19 protein-coding genes are annotated in these 19,535 nt (G+C 39.1%); 15 read left to right on the top strand and 4 right to left on the bottom strand.

Annotated elements, in window-relative coordinates; genetic code table 11:
* Positions 1 to 50: 50 nt before the first annotated feature.
* The 3 genes from NFR27_RS08150 to dcuC form a co-directional block, all read right to left on the bottom strand.
* A complete protein-coding gene (locus NFR27_RS08150) occupies positions 51 to 1,313 on the bottom strand; it encodes an MATE family efflux transporter (RefSeq protein ID WP_251454979.1) in 1,263 nt (420 codons plus the stop codon).
* Between the two features lie 244 nt (positions 1,314 to 1,557).
* Complete coding sequence (locus NFR27_RS08155; protein ID WP_251441347.1) at positions 1,558 to 2,679, bottom strand: M20/M25/M40 family metallo-hydrolase; 1,122 nt, start codon at positions 2,677 to 2,679, stop codon at positions 1,558 to 1,560.
* Positions 2,680 to 2,817: 138 nt separating this feature from the next.
* The gene (dcuC, locus tag NFR27_RS08160; protein WP_251441345.1) at positions 2,818 to 4,101 is read right to left on the bottom strand and encodes a C4-dicarboxylate transporter DcuC; all 1,284 of its coding nucleotides are present in this window, start codon (positions 4,099 to 4,101) and stop codon (positions 2,818 to 2,820) included.
* A 159-nt stretch (positions 4,102 to 4,260) separates the two neighbouring features.
* Between dcuC and NFR27_RS08165 the strand changes: the two genes are divergently transcribed.
* The 9 genes from NFR27_RS08165 to NFR27_RS08205 all read left to right on the top strand — a co-directional run bounded on the left by NFR27_RS08165 (position 4,261) and on the right by NFR27_RS08205 (position 12,069).
* Positions 4,261 to 4,845: a DNA-3-methyladenine glycosylase I gene (locus tag NFR27_RS08165; protein WP_251441342.1), complete on the top strand. Its 585-nt coding sequence runs from the start codon at positions 4,261 to 4,263 to the stop codon at positions 4,843 to 4,845.
* A 42-nt stretch (positions 4,846 to 4,887) separates the two neighbouring features.
* Positions 4,888 to 6,015, top strand: coding sequence for an AraC family transcriptional regulator (locus NFR27_RS08170; protein WP_251441340.1), 1,128 nt, complete (start codon positions 4,888 to 4,890; stop codon positions 6,013 to 6,015).
* A 326-nt stretch (positions 6,016 to 6,341) separates the two neighbouring features.
* The gene (locus tag NFR27_RS08175; RefSeq protein WP_251441338.1) at positions 6,342 to 7,610 is read left to right on the top strand and encodes an SLC13 family permease; all 1,269 of its coding nucleotides are present in this window, start codon (positions 6,342 to 6,344) and stop codon (positions 7,608 to 7,610) included.
* Positions 7,611 to 7,637: 27 nt separating this feature from the next.
* Positions 7,638 to 8,537, top strand: coding sequence for a L(+)-tartrate dehydratase subunit alpha (gene ttdA / locus NFR27_RS08180; RefSeq protein ID WP_251454980.1), 900 nt, complete (start codon positions 7,638 to 7,640; stop codon positions 8,535 to 8,537).
* Positions 8,537 to 9,154: a L(+)-tartrate dehydratase subunit beta gene (gene ttdB / locus NFR27_RS08185; RefSeq protein WP_251441334.1), complete on the top strand. Its 618-nt coding sequence runs from the start codon at positions 8,537 to 8,539 to the stop codon at positions 9,152 to 9,154. The genes ttdA and ttdB overlap by 1 nt, the downstream gene beginning before the upstream one ends.
* 16 nt (positions 9,155 to 9,170) lie before the next feature.
* Positions 9,171 to 10,151 carry a 2-hydroxyacid dehydrogenase gene (locus tag NFR27_RS08190; RefSeq protein WP_251441332.1) on the top strand — a complete coding sequence of 327 codons (981 nt, stop codon included), beginning with the start codon at positions 9,171 to 9,173 and terminating at the stop codon, positions 10,149 to 10,151.
* Positions 10,152 to 10,299: 148 nt separating this feature from the next.
* Positions 10,300 to 10,677, top strand: a complete 378-nt coding sequence (locus NFR27_RS08195) for a thioesterase family protein (RefSeq protein ID WP_251441330.1) — start codon at positions 10,300 to 10,302, stop codon at positions 10,675 to 10,677.
* 388 nt (positions 10,678 to 11,065) lie between these two features.
* On the top strand, positions 11,066 to 11,635 hold the full coding sequence (locus tag NFR27_RS08200; RefSeq protein WP_251441329.1) for a DUF3793 family protein: 570 nt from the start codon (positions 11,066 to 11,068) through the stop codon (positions 11,633 to 11,635).
* 14 nt (positions 11,636 to 11,649) lie between these two features.
* Positions 11,650 to 12,069, top strand: a complete 420-nt coding sequence (locus NFR27_RS08205) for a flavodoxin (protein WP_251441327.1) — start codon at positions 11,650 to 11,652, stop codon at positions 12,067 to 12,069.
* Positions 12,070 to 12,195: 126 nt separating this feature from the next.
* Here NFR27_RS08205 and NFR27_RS08210 read toward each other — a convergent pair whose 3' ends face one another.
* Positions 12,196 to 13,362, bottom strand: a complete 1,167-nt coding sequence (locus NFR27_RS08210; RefSeq protein WP_251454981.1) for a pyridoxal phosphate-dependent aminotransferase — start codon at positions 13,360 to 13,362, stop codon at positions 12,196 to 12,198.
* Between the two features lie 229 nt (positions 13,363 to 13,591).
* On the opposite strand from NFR27_RS08210, the gene NFR27_RS08215 reads away from it, so the two are divergent.
* The 6 genes from NFR27_RS08215 (at position 13,592) to NFR27_RS08240 (ending at position 19,389) form a co-directional block, all read left to right on the top strand.
* Positions 13,592 to 14,728 carry a RuBisCO large subunit C-terminal-like domain-containing protein gene (locus NFR27_RS08215; RefSeq protein WP_251441323.1) on the top strand — a complete coding sequence of 379 codons (1,137 nt, stop codon included), beginning with the start codon at positions 13,592 to 13,594 and terminating at the stop codon, positions 14,726 to 14,728.
* A 223-nt stretch (positions 14,729 to 14,951) separates the two neighbouring features.
* Positions 14,952 to 15,773 carry an ATP-dependent sacrificial sulfur transferase LarE gene (gene larE, locus NFR27_RS08220; RefSeq protein ID WP_251441321.1) on the top strand — a complete coding sequence of 274 codons (822 nt, stop codon included), beginning with the start codon at positions 14,952 to 14,954 and terminating at the stop codon, positions 15,771 to 15,773.
* Between the two features lie 12 nt (positions 15,774 to 15,785).
* On the top strand, positions 15,786 to 16,667 hold the full coding sequence (locus NFR27_RS08225) for an MBL fold metallo-hydrolase (protein ID WP_251441320.1): 882 nt from the start codon (positions 15,786 to 15,788) through the stop codon (positions 16,665 to 16,667).
* A gap of 27 nt (positions 16,668 to 16,694) precedes the next feature.
* Entirely contained in the window at positions 16,695 to 17,816 is a 1,122-nt protein-coding gene (locus NFR27_RS08230) for a S1C family serine protease (protein ID WP_251441318.1), read from the top strand.
* A 113-nt stretch (positions 17,817 to 17,929) separates the two neighbouring features.
* Positions 17,930 to 18,406, top strand: coding sequence for a 23S rRNA (pseudouridine(1915)-N(3))-methyltransferase RlmH (gene rlmH / locus NFR27_RS08235; protein WP_251441316.1), 477 nt, complete (start codon positions 17,930 to 17,932; stop codon positions 18,404 to 18,406).
* A gap of 74 nt (positions 18,407 to 18,480) precedes the next feature.
* Complete coding sequence (locus tag NFR27_RS08240; protein ID WP_251441314.1) at positions 18,481 to 19,389, top strand: hypothetical protein; 909 nt, start codon at positions 18,481 to 18,483, stop codon at positions 19,387 to 19,389.
* Positions 19,390 to 19,535: the final 146 nt, after the last annotated feature.

Genomic DNA, 19,535 nt, shown 5'->3' on the forward strand with positions numbered 1-19,535 from the left:
TAACAGTTTGTAGGGGAGTTCTGATACTCCCCTATAAAAATGGCTATTTATCAACTGTTTGTTGTGACATAGCCAAAAGTAAAAATAGCCGCAATAGGAATACTGGTACCACAGAAACTAGATAAGGCAATGATGGAAATAATACGCACATCTTTATAGCCTCGCAAAATACCTTGAATTGGTGTCCCAAGAGCATCAATGACAGTGAAAAAGACAGCATAACTTAAAAAGCTACCGATTAAATCTACCATGCTTGGATCATTGGTATAGTAGTTAGCAATGGTTGGTAAATGGGTAAAGGTGTATAAACAAATTGTCATAGCTAGGACAACGGCTAGACCACGAGCAATATAGGAATATGTCTTTGCTTCGTGAAGATCTTTTGCTCCCACAGCGTAGCCCACAGTAATAGTAGCGGCGATACCGATACTTAATGGTACGCCGTAGAAAAGGGATGTAAAGCTCAAAGCTGCTTGATGGGCGGCAATAATGCTAGTGCCATAGGCAGTGGCAGCAATTCCGGCGAGACTAAAAACACTGCTTTCTGCAAAAATGGCAAGGCCTATAGGTAATCCTAGTCGCAATTGTTCCCGAATATAAGTAAAGTCAAAGGTGAAGGTTTGACGGAATAGGCGGTATCCTTTAAAAGGTTTCCCTAGGATGAGAACGATTAAAAAGATGATAAAGTTAAACCAATAAGCAATGGCCGTAGCAATACCAGCCCCTAAACCACCTAAGGCAGGAAAACCAAAATGTCCTAAAATAAGCGCGTAATCTAAAAAGATATGAAGACCTAGTCCGCAAAGAATGATATACATGGTATAGTGGGTATAACTATGACAGTCTAGGGTATTCCGTAGTACACAAGTTAAAATTAAAGGCAATAAACCTACGGCAATGGCCTTTAAATATTGCCAACAAATTTCATAGGCCGCCGGCTCCAATTGTAAATGAGTTAAAATAGGATCAAGTATAGTGAGGCCTAAGAGAATCATTAGAAGAAAGAAACATACGGATAAGATGAGACCATGATAGATAATAGTGGGAATATTTTTTGTTTCTTTAGCCCCTAATAATTGGGCAATAATGGGTGAAATGCCTAGATGAATACCGATAATGCCGTAGTAACAGGCTGTCCATAGATTAAAGCCCACCGAGATACCCGCTAAATCTACTGTATTATATTGTCCAGTTAAGACAACTGACACAAAAGAGCCCCCAGTAATGGCAAATTGTGTTAAGATGATAGGAATTGTTAAGACAATGAAATGTTTAATTTTACTAAAAAGACTCATTTGTTTTAATGTATTCATAAATATTACCTCAAAAAAAGCATCAAATTATCTATCTTCTATGACCTACGATAGATTCTTTGATGCTACATACCTTTATCCGGTGACAATAGATATGGCGTATTAACTATATTTTTACTGTAACATAGAATAGTTGAAAAGTCTATATAGTACATTTCTTTATAAGGTATCCGCATAGGGGAGATAGGAAAAAACGACCTACCAGAGGTAGGTCGTTTTAAGTATAAACAATGTTATTAATAACTTATTGTTTAGCGGCTTCAATAATGATTTGGGTTGCTAAACGAGCAGAGTTGTATAAATCTTCTTCTAATAAGCATTCATCTTTTGTATGAACATTTGTCATACCAACACCAAGAACGGCTGTAGGCACGCCATACGCATTGAAGAAGCTTGCATCACTACCGCCACCAGATTCAACAACATTTACAGGGAAGCCTAATTCTTCAGCGGCTTTGCTAGCTAATTTAATAGTTTCAGAGTCAACAGCTAAATCGAATGGATCGTAAGCAGGTAATACTTTTACATCTACAGTTGTATCAGTTTCTTTAGCGCCTGCTTCGAAAATAGCTACTACATCAGCAGTTAATTTGTCTAATTTAGCTTTATTACGGCTACGAGTTTCTAATAAGATAGTAGCTTCATCAGCTACGATATTAGTTGCCCGACCACCGCTAATGGTGCCAATGTTACAAGTTGTTTCTTCATCAAGTCGGCCTTGTGGTAATTTAGTAAGCATATGACCAGCGGCTACGATAGCATTGATTCCTTTTTCAGGTGCATTACCTGCATGGGCAGCTTTACCTGTAATAACAGCACGCACTTTATTTTGACCAGGTGCTTTATGTACAATACGACCAGGAGCGCCAGACGTATCGAAAGTAAAGCCTAATTTAGCTTTTAACAAGGAAGAATCCATGTTTTTGGAACCATTTACGCCACCTTCTTCGGCAATGGTGAATACTACTTGAATATCACCGTATGGAAGGTCTTTTTCTTTAATTACGCGAAGTGCTTCTAAAATAGCTACTACGCCAGCTTTATCATCGCCGCCTAAAATTGTTGTGCCATCAGAGGTAATGAGGCCGTCTTTTAGTTGTGGTTTAATATTAGCACAAGGTTCTACGCAGTCCATGTGAGCCGTTAGCATAATCATAGGTGCTTCAGGTACCGTGCCTTTGCGAGTGGCTACTAGGTTGCCAGTGTTGCCACCAAGTTTTTCACCAGCGTTATCTTCTTCCACGGTGAAACCAAGATCTTCTAATCGTTTAGTAAGTAAATCTGCTACAACGCGTTCATTTAGAGTGGAGCAAGGGATTTGAACGAGTTCAAAGAATTCATCAAGGACACGCTTTTCTTGAATCATGAGAACCTCCTTAAGAAAAAAGAAATATAGAAACATATAAAATGGAGCAACTTAGTACCTAACTTATATAGTAATTACATTTTACCTAGCATTTAGAATATACCGTGCTAGGTAGTAGCGGTTGGAATAAATGAATTATTAGAATAAAATTAAGAATGTAATAACCCCAGCTAGCATAGGAATAATATTACGTTTTGCTAACTCCATAGGGCTTACTTTAGCTAAGGTAGCACAGATAATAGCTGCACCAGCTACTGGAGATGTAGAACGGCCAATAGCGCCAGAGATTTGAGCTAAGGAACCAAGGTCTACCATGTTCATACCAAAGCTAGCTGCATGAGGTGTAATTGCACCATTGAAAGCAAGGGCTGCTGCATCACCAGAACCGCAAAGAATTGCGATGATGAAAGGACCAAAGCTACCAGCGATTTTAGCAATAGATTCGGAATCTTTCATGTACGTTAGTAAAGCATCAGTAAGACCCATAGCTTGCATACCTTGTGTAAATACAGCGGCTGCAATGATAAGACCAATAATGCTACCATAGGCTTCGCCCATACCTTTAAAGAAGTCTTTGGTTACTTCTTGTGGGTTAGCACGAGCAATGAGTAAAGCAAGAACACAACCGATAATCATCGCAGCTGGTACGCTTACTTTTGAAATGCCCATAGCTTTAACCATAGGTAAGTTTAAGTTAGTCACAACTAAAATGATTAATGGAATGATAGGTGCTAATGCTTTAAGTGGGTTTACTTTTAAGGTTGCTGTTAAAGAAGCATCGCCGTGTTCAGCAAGTGCTTGTTGACGCTCTTTGTTAGGGCCTTCTTTTTTTACAGCAGCTACTAAAGTAAGCGTAATAGCTACCACCAAAGAAGCAATAATAGCAGGCACTGCAGTTTCTAGAACTACAAACATTACATCTACATTAGCCATTTTAGAGATAAAGGCTACATGCGTGTTACCAGGGCTAATCGTACTACCCCAAGTACCAGCTAATACAGCGGCACCAGCCATAGCAGGATGCACACCAGCCGCTAATAAGGCAGGGATTAAAATACTACCAATTGCAGCAGCCGCGCCAGCAGCACTTGTTACGGCAATATTAAGCCACCAAGTAATCAACATAGCTAGAGGAATGATAACCGCATGACTTTTGGAGATTAGGCCAGATAAAGCATGAACTAAATGCTGGTCACATTCCGTGTGTTTCATAACGAAGGCAAAGCCCATAACAGCACAGATGGTAGGTACTAATGTGCCATGAACCATGGTTTTCACAAAAGCATCCATAAATTGGCCCATCACACCACCGATTAAGCACATTAAAGCACCTGCGATGAGTAAGACCGTACGTGTTTCATACTTGCGAATGATGGCGGCAAAGGCGACAATAACGATAACTCCGCCCAACAATTGCATCATAGGTAATACCTCCTTGAAAATAAAACCGCTTACACTATATAAAATGGTATAATACTAATATATGCGAAATTAAGAAAAAATACCATGAAATTATGAAAAATAATTAATTTTGCTATATCAATTTCACATAATACATGATTCTTAGAGGAGTATTTGCATATGAAAGAGCAGATAGGACAGTGTTCTTGGGCTAGTCGCAGTGAGTTGGAGCAAGTTTATCATGATACAGAGTGGGGTGTACCCGTTCATGATGATGCTAAATTATTCGAGATGTTGATTTTAGAAGGTATGCAAGCTGGTTTGAGCTGGACGATTGTTATTAAGCGTCGTGAAGCAATGCGAGAGGCCTTTGATGGCTTTGATATAGCTACTTTGGCAGGCTATACACCAGAAAAAGAAGCGGCATTGTTGCAAAATCCGAATATCATTCGTCATCGTTTAAAAGTAGCGTCCCTTCGTAAAAATGCACAAGCATTTCAAAAAGTGCAAGCTGAATTTGGATCTTTTGATGCTTATATTTGGCAATTTACCGATGGAAAAACAATAGTGGGGCATTGGCAAACTCAGGCAGAGGTACCTGCGATTATACCGCTAGCAGAACAGATTAGTAAGGATTTAAAGAAACGTGGCTTTACCTTTGTAGGCCCTACTATAGTATATTCTTTCATGCAGGCGATTGGCCTAGTGAATGATCACATTGTGACATGCCCTTGTTATCAGCGCTTAGTTAATGAAAACGGGTAATATGGATATAAGGCTAATAATTTTGAGATAATAGGAGAGGTCATGAATTACTTTAATTATGTGTACGACCATGGACATATAAAATTTAGTCAATATATTTATCGCATTGGCACGTATCATTATAATTGGCATCCTGAAATCGAGGTTCTCGTTGTGCTACAAGGGGCTGTAGAAGTTTGCCATGATAGGGAATATACGAATTTAGGTGTTAACGATATTATTATTTTGCCGCCTCAATGTGGTCATGCCACATTAGCCTTAGAACCTGATACGATTGCTATGGTTTTGCATTTACATCCGGCTGTGTTGGCACAATATGAAAGTCTGTTTCGTCAATCTACTTTCTTTGTTGCTACTGATGAGAGCACACAAAACATGCCTGTTTACGCACAGTTACGAGAACAATTAGGACAACTAATTATGGGCTTAGCTAAGGTCAAACGTGTTAGTAATAATACAGCTTCTATAGGAAGTGACGTCGAGGTAAGTGACATTACTAACCCATTATTAAGCACACCTGATTTAGATGTTGAGCGTTTATTTTTGCAAGCATTACAAACTATCATTGGTATTTTATTGCCAGTAGCGTATGAGCCACAAGGGAATGCGGTGGCCTTACAGCAAGAAGCGACCTTTGAAAAGATGATTACATACATTGATAAACATTACAAGGAACAGCTTACGTTGGGAGATATAGCTGCTATTGGGGGCTATACGGAAAGTTATGCTTCGCAGTTTTTTAAGCGTCAATTAGGTATTTCCTTTAAAACGTATTTATTGCGTATGCGACTTCGTGAAGCGGCGGTGCAGCTTGTGAATACAAAGCAGCAAGTGGTTGATATAGCTAATCAATGTGGCTTTTCTGACGTGAAATCCTTTAATACAGCATTTCGTAGACATTTTCACACGACGCCTTCAGAATATCGACGAATTGCTACAAAGGTAGAGCGGCAAACGATGATGGATAATTGGAAGGAATATATTGCAGAAGATGATGCTACAATTAGTCAGCGCTTGCAGACATATATGGCGACACCAATAGAGCAACGACCACGTAAGTCCGGTGAAAAGAATCTATCAAGGGATAATTTGCAACAGGTTAAAGCCCAGTTGGAAGATACCTTAGCTACTTTAGTGGCGACATTACAGTCTAGTGATGACTTAAAGTAAATTATAGGAATTTAATATTTTTAATAAAAATTTAATTACTACCTAATAAAAATCGAATTGGGGATTTTTTTAGATTCTAAATGGCTATATATATTTAGTTACTATCTAAAAAGTCATAGAATGACTAGCTTTTTAAAAAATAAGGCTAGTCATTTTTTTATATGTATTTACGAAAATTTGTATATGAAGTCATAAAAAATCAACTAAATGAAAATTATTTTCATAGCATAAATTGGATAGCTGATTTTTCATATATGCGTATAATGAAATCATCGAATGCATTCACAGTATCACCAACGTGTATAAGTTAACGAGAGGAGTTCTTTATGGATGGTGTTATTGTAACGTTAGTTTTATTAGTTTTTGCCATTATTATGTTTGTATGGGAAAAAATTCCCTTATCGATTACGGCTATGACCGTAGCGGTGTGTTTAACCTTGACGGGGGTATTAACCCCAAAAGAAGCCTTTTTAGGTTTTGTCGATTCTAATGTATTGTTATTTATGGCTATGTTCATTGTAGGGGCCGCCTTTTTTGAAACTGGTGTAGCGCATGCAGTAGGGGGCTTAGTGAATCGCTTTGCTAAGACAGAACGGCATGTAATTATTGCTGTCATGGTAATTACTGGCACCATGTCGACCTTTTTATCCAATACAGGTACAACGGCAGTATTAATTCCCGTAGCCATGGGCTTAGTTCAACGGACAGGGATTAAAGCGACTAAGTTATTAATGCCCTTAGCCATTGCTGCTTCAGCTGGTGGTAATGTAAGTTTAATTGGGTCCCCAGGGAATATGATTGCTCAGTCTGGCTTGGCGCAACAGAATTTAGCCTTTGCTTTCTTCGATTATGCCTTAGTTGGTTTGCCGGTGCTCTTAGTAGGGATTGCCTATTTTGCTTTAATTGGCCACAAATTACTACCCGAAGCGCCAACACATCAAGTAGATACGGAATATAATACAGAAGCCGATTACAGTAAGGTAGCTAAATGGCGTAAAGTGATTGCCGCAGCCACCTTGGTAGGCACGGTATTAGGCATGATATTTGAATCTCAATTAGGTATTAAGTTACATGTTATTGCTTGGATTGGTGCACTTATTCTAGTAGCGACGCGTACGATTTCAGAAAAAGTAGCTGTTAATGCTATTGATATGAAAACAATTCTATTGTTTGTCGGTTCTTTGGCATTGGCACAAGCGCTTGTAAAAACAGGGGCTGGGGTGATGATTGCAGATACCATTATTAAGAGTTTAGGCGATAATCCATCACCGTTTGTATTGCTTGCTGTAGTATTTATCATTGCGGCCGTGTTAACACAGTTTATGTCAAATACAGCTACAACTGCTTTATTAGTACCTATTGGATTAGCTTTGGCACAGCAAGTTGGGGCAGATCCTAAAGCGGTGCTTATGGCGACCGTAATTGGGGGTTCTGTAGCGTTTGCTACGCCGATTGGCTGTCCACCAAATACAATGGTTTATAATGTGGCTGGTTACAGCTTTATGGATTATGTAAAAGTAGGCGGCCCGTATTTAATTCTCGCTGCTATTACTTCGTTGATTTTATTACCAATTTTCTTCCCATTTTATCCGTAAGTACAGTTTATTTTTAAGGAGGCCATTATGGAAAAGGTTACTCAGAGTCAGGAAATGACTCGCATTATTGCAGATTTTGTAGGCTATATGTCTAAAGTATTGCCAGATGATGTAGATGCTAAAATTAAGGAATTAGCTGCTGATGAAAAGAACCCATTAGCTAAAACTATTTATGATACTATGCACACAAATATGGAACTTGCTAAAGAATTGAGTCGTCCTTCTTGCCAAGATACAGGGGTATTACAATATTGGGTAAAATGTGGCGCTAACTTCCCATTGATCGGTGAATTGGAAAGCATTTTACGAGAAGCTACCTTGACAGCAACACAAGAAACTCCATTACGTCACAATAGTGTTGAAACATTTGACGAATTTAATACAAAAAAGAATATTGGTTTAACAGCACCGTATGTATTTTGGGATATTGTTCCCGATCGTGATGATGTAGAAATTTTCCCATACATGGCTGGTGGCGGTTGCTCCTTGCCTGGTAGTGGTAAAACGTTAATGCCTGGTGAAGGATATGAAGGCGTTGCTAAATTTGTACTTGATTTGATGACTTCCTATGGTTTAAATACATGCCCACCATTGTTGGTTGGTGTTGGGATTGCTACGTCCATTGATACAGCGGCACTCTATTCTAAAAAAGCTCTTATGCGTCCTGTAAGTTCAAAAAATCCAAATGAAAAAGCAGCTTATATGGAACAATTATTAGAGGATGGTATTAACTCGCTTCACTTAGGACCACAAGGTATGGGTGGCGATAAATCTGTTATGGGGGTAAACATTGAAAATGGTACCCGTCATCCGTCCGTATTGAGCGTAGCCGTTAACGTAGGCTGTTGGAATCATCGTCGTGGTCATTTAGTATTTACTAAAGATGGTAAATGTACTGTATTATCTCATAGTGGGGTGGCATACTAATGGAAAAGAAAATTTTAACAACACCAATTTCAGCTAAAGATCTTGAAGGCATTAAAGCAGGCGATATTATTTACTTAACAGGTCATATTACGACTTGTCGTGATGTGGCACACCGCCGTTTGATTGAATATGGTCGTGAACTTCCTGTTGATGTACGGGATGGGGCTATTTTACATGCTGGCCCAATTGTCAAAGCGGTTGATGAAGCGAATGACAAATATGAAATGATTTCTGTAGGCCCAACAACAAGTATGCGCATGGAAAAATTCGAATATGATTTTGTAAAACAGACCGGTGTGCGCCTTATTGTAGGTAAGGGGGGCATGGGCCCAGGCACACAAAAGGCTTGCCAAGAGTTCAAAGCCTTGCACTTAGTATTCCCTGCCGGTAATGCAGTGCTAGCCGCTACTGAAGTAGAAGAAATTGAACAAGCTAACTGGAAAGAGTTAGGCATGCCTGAAACATTATGGACTTGTCGAGTTAAAGAATTCGGCCCTTTAATTGTGTCTATTGATACTTATGGCAATAACTGGTTTGAACAGAAAAAAGTAGAATATAATGAAAATAAAGAAAAAGCGTTAGCTGAAATTAATAAACATGTAAGCTTTATTAAATAAGATAGGGTGTTTTGTAATGGAAACAGAAAAACCATTAGTAATTGTTGCAGGGAAAGTACGGCCTGATGGCTTAGCTAAATTAGCCGAAGGGGCTACGATTAAACAATGGCAAGAGCCTACCCCTATGCCACGTTCAATATTAAAAGAGTGGTTACGTGAAGCTGATGGATTATGGAGTAGTAAACATATTAAAGTAGATGCTGACTTATTAGCCAGTGCACCAAAATTAAAAGTGGTAGCGCAAGATTCAGTGGGCTATGATAATATTGTTATTTCAGACCTTACAGCTAAAAGAATTCCCCATGGCAATACACCTCATGTTTTAACTGATACAGTAGCAGAATTAGCCTTTACATTAGTTGCGGCAGCTAATCGTCGTATAGTAGAAAATGTAGAATTTGTTAAACAAGGTTTATGGACTAAACAAAGCCCAATTCATATTGGCTGTGATTTAAAGGGAAGTACGTTAGGCATTATTGGCTTAGGTGAAATCGGCTTGGCTATTGCTAAGCGAGCACAAGCTTTTGGCATGCAAATTTTGTATCACAATAGAACACGTCGTAAAGATGATGAAGTACAAAACCTAACATATTGTACTAAAGCAGACTTATTAGCAAATAGTGATACTGTGTTAGTCATGACGCCTTTAACAGAAGCTACACGCGGCATGATTAGTAGTGAGGAATTTGCTTTAATGAAAAAAGATGCTTTATTTGTCAATGTAGGTCGTGGTGCAGTCGTTGATACAGCGGCTTTAGTTACGGCGCTTGAAACAGGACAAATTGCTTATGCGGCACTTGATGTAGTCGATCCAGAGCCACTACCTAAGGAGCATCCATTATTGGCAACTGGCAAAGTCATGATAGTACCACATATAGGATCCTTTACAAATGAAACTCGTCATAAAATGGCAATCTTAACAGCTAATAATTTAATTGCAGGTATTCATAAACGGCCATTACCAGCTTGTGTTAACGAAGACGTCAATTATAAATAGATAACAGTGTACTATATCTTTAATTGATTGGCAATATGAGCAAGAATATTAAGGATATTTATGTTTTTTGTTTTAAGGTTAACTTGAATATAGTATACTAATTATAAGAGAGTCATTTTATAAGTTGTATTTACCCTAGGAGGCGTATATGAGTATTCAAGTTGGCTTGCGCGGTGAAGCAGTTGTAATGGTAACAGAGGCAAATATAGCTAAAACTATGAAAAGTGGTGCTTTGCCGGTGTTTGCTACACCTGCTATGTGCGCTCTAATGGAAGAAGCGGCGGTAGCTGCTTTGACTAATTACTTGGCAGACGGTGAAGGTACGGTAGGGATTTCCTTGAATATTACCCATGATAAGCCATCTCCTGTAGGCGCTACTATTCGGGCTGAAGCAGAAATAACAGCTGTTGAGGGGCGAAAGATTTCCTATCGTGTGTCAGCCTATGAAGGTGAGGCTTGTATTGGTCAGGGAACACATGAGCGTTTTGTTATCAATAACGAAAAATTTATGGGAAAATTAAAGTAGTTGAATAATTTTCTCAAAAATATTTGTCCGAATGGAGCATTTTGTGGCTGAGGCTACCGATTTTTTAGAGGATGAGGTATACAATAAAGATACCTCATCCTCTTTGTTTTATAAGAGATTATTGCTATATTGAGTATATCGAAGTATATCGTTTACTCAGTTGTCATACAGAACTTGTTAAAATATCATAAATGAAAATAATTGTCATTTTTATTGACAGATACCTACTTTGATTGTATGATGAATGAAGAAGATAGTTAGCTTAATTATTTTTCGCCAAGTAGATAGTAGCTTGGTAAGAAGCTACTATTTATTAAATCCGGATTTACTAGTATGACAGCCTTGAGAGCAAGTGTTCTCCTGAAAACATTGAGAGGCAGGGTAAACTATGGTAAGCGAGATAGATACTATTATCGGTTATCATTGTGCGCCGGCAATACGGGGCATCAAGGTGGCGAATCTTGTGGCTATTCCACGAGATAAGGATATACATTTGACAACGGCTTTGTCGGCGTATAATGAAATGTTTAATGATCGTGGCTTGTTCTTTTATGAATTATGTCACTGCGACCAACGAAGATTGTTGTTAGTGTTTCGCAAACGGATGTTAGAGGAATATTTACGGCGACCAGAGCACGTAGGCTTTTTAAAGATGTATGGCTATATGCCAACAGAGTCTTTAGATGTATGGTTTGCTCGTTTAAAACGACGTTTAGAAGAACGACAAGATTTTCCTCATGAAATAGGTCTGTTTTTGGGCTATCCAATCCATGATGTGCGCTCCTTTATTCGTTTGAAAGGGAGTGGCTATAAACTTTGTGGTGAATGGAAAGTCTATGGCAACCCTATGTCCGCCATGCATTCGTTTCACTGTTTTCGGGCATGCAGAAATTACTGTCATACCCAGCTTTTAAATGGTAAACAATTAGAGTCTTTAGTAGCCGTAACGGCATGCTAGTAGGAGGTAATCACATGATTGGTGTAATTTATTGGTCTGGTACAGGTAACACAGCTGCAATGGCAGAAGCAATCGGTAAAGGTATTGCTGATGCAGGTCAAGAAGTAGTAGTAAAATCCGTTTCTGAAATTTCCGCTGACGAAGCAGCTACATTTGATAAATTGGCTTTAGGCTGTGCTGATATGGGTGCAGAACAGTTGGAAGAAATGGAATTTGAACCATTCTACACAGCGTTAGAAGGCAAATTATCTGGTAAACAAGTAATTCTTTTCGGCTCTTATGGTTGGGGCGGTACTTGGCTTGATGATTGGGCAGAACGTGTAAAAGCGGCTGGCGCAAACATTGTAGCTGATAACCTTCCTGTATTTGGTGCGCCTGATGATGCAGCAATTGCTGATTGTGAAGCGCGTGGCAAAGCATTGGCTGAAGCTTAATACATACAATACATAATGCATGATAAATAATAAAGGGACGGTAGCCCATATGATGTGAATCATTAGGGCTACCGTCCCTTTTTGTTATAGTATAGAATCGGTTAGTTGTAATAAGATAAGAAAGTATTATTTTTTCAATCCATTAATAAACCGTTCAATGCGCACTAAGGCTTCTTGGATTGTTTCACGCGAAGAGGCGTAGGAACAACGGATACGACCTTTGCCACATTCACCAAAGGCAGAACCTGGTACGACTGCTACATGCTCTTGCTGTAATAATTGTACAGCAAAGTCAAAGTCATTTAAACCACAGCTAGAAATATCAGGGAATACATAGAAGGCCCCTTCTGGTACAGCGATTGGTAATCCCATTTTTTGGAAACCCGCAACGATAAGGTCACGACGAGCTTGGTATTCTTCACGCATATTAATAACGCTTTCATCACATTCATTAAGGGCGATAATAGCCGCATGTTGAATAGGGGTAGCTGGGGCTACAATGCTGTATTGATGAATTTTAATGGCTTGAGCAATGACTTCTTCTGGTGCTAAGAGGAAACCAATACGAAGGCCCGTCATAGCATAGGCTTTGGAGAAGCCGTTTAAGATAAGTGTGCGTTCTTTCATACCTGGTAAAGACGCAATACTTGTGTGCGTTTGGCCATAGGTTAATTCTGAATAAATTTCATCACTCACTACAATAAGATCATGTTTAATAGCAAATTCAGCAATGCCTTTTAAATCCTCTTGGTTTAAAATAGCACCCGTAGGATTGCTTGGATATCCCATGAGTAACACTTTTGTTTTAGGCGTGACGGCCTTTTCAAGCTCAGCAGGGGTAATTTTAAAACCTTCTTCAAGTCGTGTTGGTACCATAACCGGGGTACCACGATTTAATGTAACTTCTGCTGCGTAAGCTACATAGGAAGGATCAGGAATAAGCACTTCGTCACCTTCGTTAAGAAGAACGCGCATAGCAAGATCGATGGCTTCACTAGCACCGATAGTTAGCATCATTTCATTTTCTGTATAATCTACACCATACCGTTTTTGGTACCAATTGCGAATAGCTGTGCGCAATGGTAAAAGACCTGCGTTGCTAGTATAACTAGTTTCTTTCTTTTCAAGGCTTTTAATAGCTGCTTGTAATACTTTTTCAGGTGGTGCATAATCAGGCTCACCCACCCCGAGGGATAAGACATTATCCATGGCTAGGGACATCTCCCAAATTTTACGAATCCCTGAAGCAGGGAGTTCTTGTGATGTTTTTGAAATGTAATTGTTCCAGTTCATGTTGAATCCTCCTTCATACCAAATCATTGCTGGTTAGGGCAAGTTTGGCTCTCTCTTTATCCTGATTATTAGTGTATCATAAATTAGAATACACTAGTAGTGAATTTAGAAACTTAATAACTTTTAGGTAAAACGTAATAATTTTTAGGTGAAACGTATTAAGTTGTACAATTAATATTCATTTTATAGTAAAATAAAGAATTAGAGATGTATTTAAAAGGAGGCACTGATGAAGAACTTATGCAATGAACGGTTCGTAGTGACCTATCAAATAGAAGCCCTTACCTATGAAGAGGCAAAAGCTATTGCTTGGGGCGTGCAAGTAGAACAGACGATTGAGTTTCCTTATGATTTTTTACAGAATGAGGATATTAAACGAGATATTGTAGGTCGTTTAGAGTCCTTAGAATCAGCTGGTGATGAGCGCCATTTTATAGCTCGAATTTCTTATGGTGTAGAATGTACTGCTTTAGAGGCTACGCAATTTTTAAATGTTGTGTTTGGCAATTCTTCCTTACAACCGCACATTTGGGTAATTGATATTGAAATATCACCAGCCCTAGTTAGCGCATTTAAAGGGCCACGTTTTGGCTTAGACGGTTTGCGGCAACTTACTGGGACTGCTAAGAGGGCCTTTATTCAAGCGGTTATTAAGCCCATGGGAACATCGCCGTCAGTTTTGGCAGATATGTGTCGTGCTTATGTATTAGGTGGGGCGGATGTAATTAAGGATGATCATGGCATAACAAATCAAACGTTTTGTCCCTTTGAAGAACGGGTAAAACGCTGTGCTGAAGCGGTGGCAGAAGCTAATGCACAGACTGGTCATCATACTTTATATGCTGCCAATGTATCAGCTGATGGCGAAGATTTACTGGCTAGAGCATATTTTGCCAAAGAAGCTGGTGCTACGGCTCTTATGGTAGCCCCTGCATTAGTTGGCTATGGCTGGCTTAATCGATTAGCTAACGAAGAAGGCTTAGGTTTACCTATTATATCTCATCCTGCTATGATGGGTGGTTTTGCTTTGCCTGGTGTATCTGGTATTGCTGATTATTTATGGATGGGCTTGTTACCTCGGTTATTTGGTGCTGATATGTCCATCTTTGTGTCTTATGGTGGCCGTTTTACCTTTACGGCTGACCAGTGTAAACGTATTCATCAATATTGCACTAAGCCGATAGAGGGGATTAAGGCAACGTGCCCGTCGCCTGGTGGTGGCGTTACAGAACTTCGCTTGCCTGAATTGCTTGATTTATATGGCAATGATACGATGTTCTTAGTCGGTGGTGACATGTTCCGCCGTGGTCCTGATTTAGCGGCAAATATGAAGGTATTTGTAGACCTTGCGGAAAAACATAGTTAATATCTATTAAAAATCAGATTTCTATTAAAGCGCATAAAGAGCATAAAGTGTATAAAGCACATAAAGCGCATAAAGCGCATAAAGCGTATAAAGCGTATAAAGCGTATAAGTTAATCTATATATAATTTTAGTTGATTCATTTAATTGTAATTTAAGGAGTTTATAGTAAGACTCCTACATATGATTACATGTAAATTTATAAAAGAGAAGAGAGACGAACCTTATGTTAAGTACAGAGTTAGAATCAAAGTTAGCAAATTTGGAAGCTACTTTACAGCAAATGGGGAGTGCTGTTGTAGCTTTTTCTGGTGGAGTTGATAGTACCTTTTTAGCCGCTGTGGCTCATAAAGTATTGGGAGATAAGGCACAGGCCTTTACAGTTAGTTCACCAACTTTGCCAGTCGAAGAAATTGAAGATGCCAAACGCTTTGCCAAGGTTATTGGCATTGAGCATACGATTGTAGAAATTAATGAATTAGAAATGGAAGATTTTACTCGCAATGATCCAGAACGTTGTTATTATTGTAAGAAAAATCGCTTTCAAAAATTAATTGATTGGGCTGCCGCTAAGGGGATTAATGGTGTTCTTGATGGGGGTAATTTAGATGATAAGCAAGATTATCGCCCTGGTATGCGTGCCTTAGAAGAACTTGGTACGGTGCGCAGTCCTTTGTTAGAGAATGGCTTTACCAAAGAAGATATTCGTACAGTAGCCAAAACTTGGGGTTTAGAAGTGTGGGACAAGCCAAGTTCACCTTGTCTAGCTACTAGAGTTCCCTATAATCATGTAATTACTGGCGAAGCCCTTACTATGATTGAAAAAGGGGAGAAATATTTACACCAATTCATTGACGGTCCTTTGCGCGTGCGTTACCATGAAGGTATGGCTCGTATTGAAGTCAGTGAAACTGATTTTCAGATATTTGCTGATTCAAAGCGACGTGAAATGATTCGTCAGGCTTTTGAAGAATTTGGCTTTACTTATGTGAGTGTAGACTTACAGAGTTTTAAAAGCGGTAATTTAAACCGAGAAGTAACTAAATAGAAGGAGTTTTTGTTGAGACAACGTGCCATAGAAGAAGCAGTCAATAAATTACAAATGAATATAACTCAGATGGCACCGAGTGAACCTTCTGAGGTAAGTGCTGACGGAGCTACATTAGCTGCTCATGTGCTTGCTAGTGGCAGTCAAGGTAATGCCACTTTAATAACCTATAAGGATACATGTATTTTAGTAGATGCAGGCATCAGTGCGCGGCGTATCACTCAAGGAATAAAAGAATTGGGTCTTCGCTTAGACCAGTTAGCGGGTATTTGCATTACTCATGAGCATACCGACCACATGGCTGGTTTGCCGCAGTTGTTGAAGCAGTGTGATGTGCCAGTGTATACCAGAGCTGGCACGATGCGTGAAATCGTAAATCGCAAGGGCATTGCTAGTAAAGCCTTTACGGTGATTACAAAAAATAGTTTTACCCTTGGTGATTTGCAAGTCGATACATTCCGTACCAGTCATGATGCAGCGGATCCGATGGGACTTTGCTGTTATGGTGGGAATCATAAAATTACTTTTATGACGGATACGGGAATCGTAGATGACACGATGCTAAAGCATATGGATTATAGTAATTTGTTAGTGTTAGAGGCTAATTATGATCCGCAAATGTTAAAATATGGGCCGTATCCTTATGATTTGAAACAGCGTGTAGCCAGTCCATATGGTCATTTAAGTAATGAACATGCAGCCCAAGCATTATTGATGATGAAACGCCCTGATAATTTACAAGTTATTTTGGCACATCGGTCAGAGAAAAATAATGCACAACCTGTGGTAGATGACACGGTTATGACAGCGTTACAGGCTGAAGGATTACAGGTGAATAAAGATATTTGTTTATATCATGGACAGCCTAAGGAAAAAGTGTCTATTCATGCATAAATAATTGGTAAGTTAGGAGGTATTTCTATGGATAGTAAAAAACGAGGCTTATTTATACTTTTCGCCATCGTTTTACTTATAGTTGGTGCTGTAGGTGGATATTTGACTAATGATTTTTATGGCAATACGAAGCGGACGATTACAGCTACTACAGCTATAACAAACGAAGGAACTAAACGAAATGTACCATTATCGGATAATCGGAATACAGCCATTGTAGAGGCTGTGAAAAAGGCTGGCCCAGCTGTTGTAGGGATTACGACTAAGGTGTATGACCGCAATATTTTTGACCAACAAGTGTTAGTAGGTGAAGGCGTTGGCTCTGGTGTTATTATTGATAAAGACGGCTACATTGTAACCAACTATCACGTAGTGGCGCAGGCCAATCGTAAAAAAGTGACTGTATCGCTAAGTGATGGTTCTTCACAGGAAGGAACGATTGTTGGTGTTGATCCACTAACCGATTTAGCAGTAGTTAAAATTACACCTACTGATAATATGCCGGTAGCTACATTAGGTGACTCTGATCAATTACAAGTGGGTGAACCGGCTATTGCCATTGGCAATCCATTAGGGTTAGAATTCCAAGGTTCTGTTACAACTGGCGTGATTAGTGCCTTACATCGTACCATCGATATGGAATCACAGCGATTCCCATTAATTCAAACAGATGCAGCTATTAATCCTGGTAATTCTGGTGGGGCCCTTGTAAATGCTGATGGTGATGTTATAGGTATTAATAGTGAAAAAATTGCTCATACAGGCATAGAGGGCATGGGTTTCTCTATTCCAATCAACGAAGTGAAACCAATTGTTAAAGACTTAATTGAACATGGCAAAGTAGTGCGTGCATATATAGGGCTTGGCTTGTTGGATAAATCTACGGCCGCTAAATATGGTTTACAACTTAAAAAAGATGGATTATTAGTGGCTCGTGTATATAATGATGGCCCAGCCGCTAATAGCGATATTAGTGAAGGCGATTTAATTGTAGCAGTAGGTGAAACTTCAATTACTAATCTTGTTCAATTGAAACAAATATTAGATAATCATAAACCAGGAGAGTCTTTGACACTTACGGTGTTAAGTAATGGAACAGAACGGACTGTTACTGTGGAACTAGGTACTATGCCTGATACAACTAATTAGGTACTATGCCTAAGGCAATGAATTAATTAGGCATTAGGTCTGATACAACGGATTAATATGAAGGCTTTATTTGTATTAGCATTAGGTAGTGAGGCCATAGGAGAGTGTGAACTATGAAATTTACAGTGCTTGCCATTGGTAAGTTAAAGACCACCTATCTTCGTGATGGAGTGGCGGAATTTGTGAAACGCCTCACTGTCTATGGGGGCGTCACAATTACTGAGTTAAATGAAAGTAAATTGCCCAGTGCTGATGATAGTAAACGGCAAGCTATTGTAGCGGAAGAAGGGGAACGCTTGTTGAAGCAAGTAAATCCTAAAAGCTATGTTGTTCTTTTAGATGTAAAAGGTAAAACTTTATCATCAGAAGACTTAGCTGAAAAGATTGCTACATTAGAAGTGCAAGGCATTAGTGAAATGACCTTTATAATTGGTGGCGCATTTGGCGTTTCAGAAGCTTTGCGACAGCGGGCTGATTTACGTTTATCGTTTAGCCCTATGACATTTACTCATCAAATGGTACGCTTATTGTTGGTAGAACAAATTTATAGGGCTTGTAAAATTAATCGCAATGAGCCGTATCATTGGTAATAGGTTTGATAAATAATTTATAATAAACGTAAGAGAGTTTATTTTTAGTGTGAGGCGTAGATGGAGGTAATAGCGTGACAACAAATGCAGCCAATTTTACTGGTTTGCCGAGTCTAGAAGCGTTATGGCAGGCGCAACAAGAGCGCGGTAGTGATGGCTTTTATGCTGTATATGGGGAAGCCACTGACACAGCACAAGTCATTATTCAAGGGAATTTAGATTTATTAAAAGCACAAATGGAACAAGTAACCGCCATTACTGAATCCTTAACTGGCGAAGCTGAAGCAATTGTTCAGTTAAAAGAACGCAGTGCTTTTTTAGAAAAAACATTAGCTGAGATTAGCAATACCACCCGTATTGTTAACTCTACATTAGGTGCTTATGGCGATGCGGCTAAGATGGTGCAAACCTTAGAAAAGGGTGGTTTTTCACAAGACTATATTGTCCATCGTAAAGAAGAACTGGGCTTGCAAAATAAAGAAATAAATACCTTGCTTATTGAGTTTAGTCGGTATGCGCAGACTTTATTAGATGCCCTTAATAATGAAACTAAGACAGGACAACGTTTGCAAGCTAATGAAACCGTAAATGATGTAAATCATAGTGTATTGATGGCGTTGTACCAATCTTGGTTGGAACGAAGTTATGCTGTCAATAAGCTATTAGAAGCGCGTTTAGTGTTTATTAGTGGTCTCTTAGAATCCTTGCGCAAAGATTTGACTAGCTTACAAGTTCACAGAATGGAACTTGATGTGCAAGAGCGAGCTCGTCAAGTGGCGGCTCGTCGCTATAAAGCGAAGGTTGAAGATGTGACCGATTATGATGATTTGGAAGGTCAATACCGCCATCGCTATGATGAAGAAGGCAATTTAATTGGTATTGAAGAAGGTGGCGAAGGTGGCAACCGTCGTGGTTGGCAAGTTGTTATTATTAGTGCCATTATCTTAATAGCAATCATTGCTTACTTTGTTTTAAAAGGCTAAAACTATATAATAAGCAGGAGTTTTACTAATCCTTGTCTAACATATACTATATAAGATAATAGCTGACCACGTTGGCAAGCGCAGTATGTGTATTGATTAGATATAATCTTGCTGATTGTGTAATAGGCAGTATGTAGTATGTAGTA

The organism is Veillonella intestinalis (assembly GCF_943192895.1).
Classification (GTDB): Bacteria; Bacillota; Negativicutes; order Veillonellales; family Veillonellaceae; genus Veillonella_A; species Veillonella_A intestinalis.

Excerpts from the sequence above, each read along its gene's own strand:
- NFR27_RS08190 (WP_251441332.1), top strand. The coding sequence starts at position 9,171 with ATGGAAACAGAAAAACCATTAGTAATTGTTGCAGGGAAAGTACGGCCT.
- NFR27_RS08210 (WP_251454981.1), bottom strand. The coding sequence starts at position 13,362 with ATGAACTGGAACAATTACATTTCAAAAACATCACAAGAACTCCCTGCT.
- dcuC (WP_251441345.1), bottom strand. The coding sequence starts at position 4,101 with ATGATGCAATTGTTGGGCGGAGTTATCGTTATTGTCGCCTTTGCCGCC.
- NFR27_RS08165 (WP_251441342.1), top strand. The coding sequence starts at position 4,261 with ATGAAAGAGCAGATAGGACAGTGTTCTTGGGCTAGTCGCAGTGAGTTG.
- NFR27_RS08215 (WP_251441323.1), top strand. The coding sequence starts at position 13,592 with ATGAAGAACTTATGCAATGAACGGTTCGTAGTGACCTATCAAATAGAA.
- NFR27_RS08175 (WP_251441338.1), top strand. The coding sequence starts at position 6,342 with ATGGATGGTGTTATTGTAACGTTAGTTTTATTAGTTTTTGCCATTATT.
- ttdB (WP_251441334.1), top strand. The coding sequence starts at position 8,537 with ATGGAAAAGAAAATTTTAACAACACCAATTTCAGCTAAAGATCTTGAA.
- rlmH (WP_251441316.1), top strand. The coding sequence starts at position 17,930 with ATGAAATTTACAGTGCTTGCCATTGGTAAGTTAAAGACCACCTATCTT.
- NFR27_RS08200 (WP_251441329.1), top strand. The coding sequence starts at position 11,066 with ATGGTAAGCGAGATAGATACTATTATCGGTTATCATTGTGCGCCGGCA.
- NFR27_RS08205 (WP_251441327.1), top strand. The coding sequence starts at position 11,650 with ATGATTGGTGTAATTTATTGGTCTGGTACAGGTAACACAGCTGCAATG.
- NFR27_RS08150 (WP_251454979.1), bottom strand. The coding sequence starts at position 1,313 with ATGAATACATTAAAACAAATGAGTCTTTTTAGTAAAATTAAACATTTC.
- NFR27_RS08230 (WP_251441318.1), top strand. The coding sequence starts at position 16,695 with ATGGATAGTAAAAAACGAGGCTTATTTATACTTTTCGCCATCGTTTTA.
- ttdA (WP_251454980.1), top strand. The coding sequence starts at position 7,638 with ATGGAAAAGGTTACTCAGAGTCAGGAAATGACTCGCATTATTGCAGAT.
- NFR27_RS08155 (WP_251441347.1), bottom strand. The coding sequence starts at position 2,679 with ATGATTCAAGAAAAGCGTGTCCTTGATGAATTCTTTGAACTCGTTCAA.
- NFR27_RS08170 (WP_251441340.1), top strand. The coding sequence starts at position 4,888 with ATGAATTACTTTAATTATGTGTACGACCATGGACATATAAAATTTAGT.
- larE (WP_251441321.1), top strand. The coding sequence starts at position 14,952 with ATGTTAAGTACAGAGTTAGAATCAAAGTTAGCAAATTTGGAAGCTACT.
- NFR27_RS08195 (WP_251441330.1), top strand. The coding sequence starts at position 10,300 with ATGAGTATTCAAGTTGGCTTGCGCGGTGAAGCAGTTGTAATGGTAACA.